This window comes from Vibrio sp. OY15 (genome assembly GCF_000742455.1).
Lineage (GTDB): Bacteria > Pseudomonadota > Gammaproteobacteria > Enterobacterales > Vibrionaceae > Vibrio > Vibrio alginolyticus.
In genome coordinates, this window is record NZ_JPIL01000039.1 from 1 (window position 1) to 6327 (window position 6327).

Annotated in this window: 5 protein-coding genes and 4 tRNA genes; 3 read left to right on the forward strand and 6 right to left on the reverse strand. The window is 42.7% G+C overall.

The features are described from left to right. Positions 1-125 precede the first annotated feature (125 nt). From IJ23_RS23575 to IJ23_RS23590, 4 genes are all read right to left on the reverse strand, one after another. Positions 126-201 (reverse strand) — tRNA-Thr (locus IJ23_RS23575). A gap of 13 nt (positions 202-214) precedes the next feature. Further along, positions 215-289, reverse strand: a tRNA-Gly gene (locus IJ23_RS23580). A gap of 35 nt (positions 290-324) precedes the next feature. Continuing rightward, positions 325-409 (reverse strand) — tRNA-Tyr (locus IJ23_RS23585). 36 nt (positions 410-445) lie between these two features. Next, positions 446-521, reverse strand: a tRNA-Thr gene (locus IJ23_RS23590). 205 nt (positions 522-726) lie between these two features. On the opposite strand from IJ23_RS23590, the gene coaA reads away from it, so the two are divergent. Next, positions 727-1650 (forward strand): type I pantothenate kinase, encoded by a 924-nt coding sequence (gene coaA / locus IJ23_RS23595; protein WP_005388683.1) that lies wholly within the window; start codon positions 727-729, stop codon positions 1648-1650. A gap of 7 nt (positions 1651-1657) precedes the next feature. Here the strand turns inward: coaA and birA are convergent, their stop codons facing one another. Beyond that, the gene (gene birA, locus IJ23_RS23600) at positions 1658-2623 is read right to left on the reverse strand and encodes a bifunctional biotin--[acetyl-CoA-carboxylase] ligase/biotin operon repressor BirA (protein WP_033907505.1); all 966 of its coding nucleotides are present in this window, start codon (positions 2621-2623) and stop codon (positions 1658-1660) included. Continuing rightward, complete coding sequence (gene murB / locus IJ23_RS23605; protein ID WP_033907506.1) at positions 2620-3663, reverse strand: UDP-N-acetylmuramate dehydrogenase; 1044 nt, start codon at positions 3661-3663, stop codon at positions 2620-2622. Before murB ends, birA begins: the two co-directional genes overlap by 4 nt. A gap of 101 nt (positions 3664-3764) precedes the next feature. On the opposite strand from murB, the gene IJ23_RS23610 reads away from it, so the two are divergent. Next, complete coding sequence (locus IJ23_RS23610) at positions 3765-4196, forward strand: GNAT family N-acetyltransferase (protein ID WP_031781233.1); 432 nt, start codon at positions 3765-3767, stop codon at positions 4194-4196. A gap of 71 nt (positions 4197-4267) precedes the next feature. Next, complete coding sequence (pssA, locus tag IJ23_RS23615; RefSeq protein ID WP_033907507.1) at positions 4268-5608, forward strand: CDP-diacylglycerol--serine O-phosphatidyltransferase; 1341 nt, start codon at positions 4268-4270, stop codon at positions 5606-5608. Positions 5609-6327 lie beyond the last annotated feature (719 nt).

A 6327-nucleotide genomic window follows, 5' to 3' on the forward strand; every position in this document is an offset into this window, starting at 1 on the left:
CGTTCAAATTTTTCTTTAGACATGAGTGGTCCCTCTAGGTACGGATTTAGGTGGCCCAAATTGACCACGCAACCAAAAAAAGATAATTGGTAAATCTAATATCAAAAGGAAATAAACTTGAGAGCTGGTGCTGATAGGCAGACTCGAACTGCCGACCTCATCCTTACCAAGGATGCGCTCTACCACCTGAGCTATATCAGCACTCAAATTAGAGTGGAGCGGGCAGCGGGAATCGAACCCGCATCATCAGCTTGGAAGGCTGAGGTAATAGCCATTATACGATGCCCGCAACACGTAACTCTGAGAGCTATTTCCTAAAGAATATGGTGGAGGGGGACGGATTCGAACCATCGAAGGCAGTGCCGGCAGATTTACAGTCTGCTCCCTTTGGCCACTCGGGAACCCCTCCAAATTTTCAAGCCATTCAGACTACTAAAGGAAAGAATGGTGCCGACTACCGGAATCGAACTGGTGACCTACTGATTACAAGTCAGTTGCTCTACCTACTGAGCTAAGTCGGCATAAGTGGTGCGCATTCTATTGAATGATTTTCTAGGTTGCAATAGTAATTTGAAAAAAAATCATAAATTTCGATTTTTTAGATTCGTTTGCTGCAAATTCGTACAAACTTAGCTTTTTTAAAGCAAACTTCGACCTTTGTCGTTTGCTTTGAAGTTCGCTTGATGTATGTTCTTGCTTCTATTAAACCAAGGATAAAAGAGACCCATGAGTCCATTTTTGTCATTTGACCGTGCAAATTGGGCCGAGTTAAGAAACTCTGTACCGATGACACTTTCTGAAGACGACTTGACTGCGCTTCAGGGCATTAATGAAAACCTAACCATGGAGGAAGCGGTAGAGATCTACCTTCCTTTGTCTCGTCTTTTGAATCTGTATGTCCAAGCTCGTCAAAGCCGCAATTCCGTATTACAACAATTCTTAAATACAGAGGAACATGCTCCCCCTTTCGTAATTGGTATCGCTGGCAGTGTTGCTGTAGGCAAAAGTACGACTGCTCGTATTCTAACGGCATTGCTTTCTCGTTGGGAGAATCATCCCAAAGTCTCCTTGGTTACAACAGATGGCTTCCTATATCCGAAAAAAGTACTAGAAGAACGCGGTATCATGCATCGTAAAGGCTTCCCTGAATCCTATGATATCAAGCGTTTAGTCGAGTTCATGTCTGACGTAAAGGCAGGAAAGCCCGATCTTGAAGTACCCATCTACTCTCACATCACGTATGACATTACTGATGAACTAAGAAAAGTGGATAGACCGGATGTTCTTATTATTGAAGGTTTAAACGTTCTGCAAAGTGGAATGGACTATCCACATGACCCGCATCGTGTCTTCGTCTCTGACTTTTTAGATTTTTCAATTTATGTCGACGCAGAAACAGAGACCATTGAACATTGGTATGTAGAACGCTTTTTAAAGTTTCGCCAAGGGGCCTTTACGAAACCTGGCTCTTATTTTAGCCACTACACACAACTCTCTGTCGATGACGCAAAGAAAAAAGCGAAGCAAATTTGGCATGATATTAATGGGCTCAATTTAGAATTGAATATTCTTCCAACTCGTGAGAGAGCCCACTTGATTCTACACAAAGGCGTTAACCACTTGGTTGATAAAGTCTCGTTGCGAAAGTAATCGAAGATTAGTCACTTTTACGCAACGAGATTTCACCACCAATATAAGTCTCTAGTCCTTGGGAGGTTTCAATTAATATTCCACCTTGATGATCGATGCCTCGAACGACGCCATATACCTCTCTAGGACCAATAAGCAGTTTGACCTGACGATTAAGGAAATTGTCTAACCGATTCCAACGTTCGATAAAGCCAGTAAGTCCTTTCATTTCATATTCGACAAGTGCGGAATTCCAATGCTTGATAAGTGTCATTGCTAGAACATTTCTATCGATCTTGAGACTCTGATTTACTTGGTTCAACGTGGTCCATGGCTGGTCAATCTCAGGCTGGTCGTCAGGCATTCCAATATTCAGGCCCATCCCAATCACTAGATGAGCAGCCCCACCGGCCTGACCCGACATTTCAACCAAGATTCCGGCCAGTTTTTTATCTTGATAATACAAGTCATTCGGCCACTTGAGTTTAACACCTTGCATGCCTACTTCTTCCAGAGCTTCCACTGCGGCAATCCCAATCACCAAGCTCAAGCCCATTGCCGCAGCCATTCCCGCATCCAGTCGCCAATACATAGAGAGATATAAGTTAGAGCCAAACGGTGAGACCCATTGTCTACCGCGGCGACCACGCCCTTGTGCTTGATATTCAGCAATACAAACACGGCCCTTTTCCGAATCCACGACTCTGTCGAGCAAATACTGGTTCGTTGAGTCAATCACAGGGACAAGTTCAACAAGTGACTCCGAGCTAGTGGTCAGGAGTGTCTCGTCTAACAACTGCAATGGTGAAGCTAATTGGTAACCACGCCCTTGCACTCGATAAATATCAATACCCCATTCACTAAGACCTTTAATGTGCTTAGCGATTGCCGCTCTGGAAACATTAAGATCGTCGCCCAACGCTTCTCCTGAATGAAACTCTCCATCACTTAATAACCTTAAAATATGAAGTTTCGTAGAGTGATCTTTTCTCATCTAGATGCCTCGATCTGAGTCAAATTCGTCTCCCCGGTACGATTGAGAAAGCGTACTTCATGCTCAAGTATGATTTGGTATTTATCCCATACCGTCTGCTTCACTAAAGAAGCAAGCGCGACAATGTCATCAGCACTACAATTATCCATGTTGGTCAAAACCAAAGCTTGCATAGGGTTGACCTGCGCACCGTGTACAGACTTCCCTTTTAATCCACACTGATCGATAAGCCAACCAGCAGCAATTTTCATTCCTCCAGAAGCTGGGTAGGCCACTACGTTAGGGTATTTTTTTGTGAGTCGATCATAGTGATCTTGCGTGATCACTGGGTTTTTAAAGAAACTACCTGCGTTACCTATCTTGGTTGGATCTGGCAGTTTTGCCTTTCGCACTTGGCATACTCGTTCGAAGATAGAAGCAGGGCTGAGTTGTTCTTCTGGGATACTTTGTAAAGGTCCGTACTGGTTAATCGGCTGCCATTGCTTCGCCAACTTAAGCCCTAATGCGGTGATAAAGCACTTTCCGTGCAACGCATGTTTAAATATGGAATCCCTATAGGCAAACTCACAGTCTTGGGCGTGCATTCTTTTGTTTTCAAACGTAGTTAGATCAAGAACATCTACATAATCACAGATGTCTTTTAGCTCTAGGCCATACGCACCAATGTTCTGAATAGGAGCCGAGCCAGCACAACCTGGAATCAAAGCTAAGTTCTCGATCCCACCGATCCCCTGATTCACACACCAGGAAACCAATTCAGGCCAATCTTCACCACCGGCAATATGTAATAGGTAGTGCTCATCCGTTTCCGTGACTTCTTTACCCATGATTCGATTAACAATCACTAATCCCTCAAAATGTTCTGTAAAAAGAACATTACTTCCTTTACCTAAAAAAAGTTTCGGTAAATGGGTGAATCTTGGGTTTTGAAATAGCTCAATAACATCTTCAAGCGACTCAACGATAGCTAAATAGGAACACGATTGTTCAATTCCAAAAGTATGGTAAGCCTTTAGGCTCGCATTTGTTTTAATTTGCATAGTAGGTTTGCAACACCAGATAAGATTCTCTTAAACTGTCGACATTCTACATTAGTTATCTTTTAACCGCAGTGACAATACCAGACTCATTAATCATAGAAGTGTTAAATCCCATCAAGCTCCCCCTCATTAAGAAACTATACAAAGCGTATTACCCTGCGGGTCGAGCCAAAAAAGATGAATTGATCATTACAGCAAGCCATAAAGGTGAAATCATTGCGTTACTACGTTTAAAAAGTGTAGATAAAGTTCGTCTATTGACAGGAATGTTGGTCATTCCGAAAGTTAGGGGAACAGGGATTGGAAAAGAACTACTAACTCATTGTAAAAACAATGTTTTCACTGATGGCGATTATTGCTTCGCGTTTACACATCTCGAATCCTATTATTCCAAGCATGGATTCACAACAATTGATTGCTCTGAGCTACCACACCCGCTAAAAATGGCATTTCAACGTTATGTAGATAGCGGTAAAGATCTCATTCCAATGCAATTCATCTCTTCAACGACATCAAAACGCGTGCTTTTGTAGCCAGGTAAATCATATCTTTGATAAAATGGCAGGTTCGCAATATTGCACTAAACTAAGGTACTCATACCGATATGATAGTAAGTAGGAATCCATTCGAACAGTTGCCAAGTCTCGCTGTCAATCCGGAAGACTTTGATGTTCTGTATTCAGCAGAATCATTCAGAACCCGTCTTTTAGATGCTATCAGCAAAGCAACGTCGCGAATTTACCTAGTCGCTCTATATCTGGAAGATGATGAAGCTGGACGTGAAATTCTCACTGCGCTTTATGAAGCGAAACAGCGCAATCCTGGGTTGGACATCAATATCTGTGTCGACTGGCATCGAGCGCAGCGTGGCCTGATTGGTGCGGAGACATCTGAGGGTAATTCAGCGCTTTACAAAGCATATGCCAGCAAATACCAACACCCAATCCCTGTCTATGGCATACCAGTGCGTGGCAGAGAAGTTTTTGGGGTACTGCATTTAAAAGGCTTCATTGTCGATGATACTGTTATCTACAGTGGGGCGAGCTTAAATAACGTTTATCTCCATTATCATGAACGTTATCGATTTGATCGTTACCATGTGATTCGACATGAATCTTTAGCGAATTCAATGGTGCAATTCATTCAGGAAGAAATGATTGCTCACCCTGCCGTTAATGATCTTGCAGGAAAAGATAAGCCAGAAACCAAAGAAATTAAGTCGGCGATTCGCCAACTGAGGGCTTCTCTTGCTCAAGCCAATTATAAGTTTGAAGACCAAGCTGCAACAGAAGAAAGCGTAAAAGTCACTCCGTTAGTTGGGCTAGGCAAACGCCGTAATCTACTCAATCAACAGATTGTAAAGTTATTGGCAGCAGCCCAAGACGAAATTTTCATTTGTACGCCTTACTTTAACTTCCCTAAAGCACTTCATCGTGAAGTGAAACGAGCCATGAAGCGTGGTGTGAAAGTAACTATTGTTGTGGGTGATAAAACCGCCAACGACTTTTACATTGCACCTGAGGAAGACTTTAAAACCATTGGCGGACTTCCATATCTTTACGAAGTGAATTTACGTCGCTTTGCGAAAACCAATGAAGCGAATATCGCCGCACGTAAATTGTCAATTCACCTATGGAAGCATGACAATAACAGCTTCCACCTTAAGGGTATTTGGGTTGATAAACGCTATATGCTACTTACTGGGAATAACTTAAATCCACGTGCTTGGTCACTCGACCTAGAAAATGGACTACTCATACAAGACAATTATGCGAAGCTCACTGAGAAGTTTGAAGACGAAGTTTCGCGTATTCTTGAGCATACTCACCTTATCTGTACTTATAAGCAATTAGAGAAAGTAGAAGACTATCCTATAGGGGTACAGCGACTGGTCAGAAAAATTACCCGCCTAAAGGCAGATGGTGTTTTAAAGCGTATTCTTTAGACATCATTTCTCGCTCTAAAGTACGTCGAGATTTTTATACTAAGCCAACCGCTTTAGCAGTTGGCTTTTTCATATAATCCATTTGGGATACTTAACTATTTTCTAGTACCGCTAGTGAGCACATAACCACTTAGATCTAGAGCGACTCTCTTAATGGGTTTGAGCTTTGACGTTTGTGAGTTATTCCGCATAGCTTACAGCCTCGAGCTAAGCTCCCCCTCTCTGTTCTGGCGCTTCTTACCCCTTGGCGATATATTTTTTCTGAGACTCATCAAATGTTCAGCGTCGAAAATCATCACCTCGCTAATGAAGAGCTCCTTCAATCTTTCACCTTCCAATTCTTTTCAAGTCGTTTGATTTTTGAGCCAGGAGAGATTGGGGGTATATATGACGCTTTTCTGGATTATGCGCACAGTTCGTTTTTTCTTTCTCATCAAGATTCAAGCCGTTGAACGCCTTTGAATACCATAGATTACTTAGGTTTGTTTGTAGGTCATATTGTCTTTCCACAGCATCAACGGCCTATATTAATTAAAGCCTAGTGTGTAATCACGCAGAGTTCGCTTAGTAGGGATTATGGGGAGTAGTCTAGTTAGGTGTAAACACACTTCAGGGAAACGCCGCAGTAGAAACGAAAAAAGCCTCAGTCTTTCGACTGAGGCTTAATATAAGTGGCGGAGTGGACGGGACCCGAACCCGCGACCCCCGGCGTGACAGGG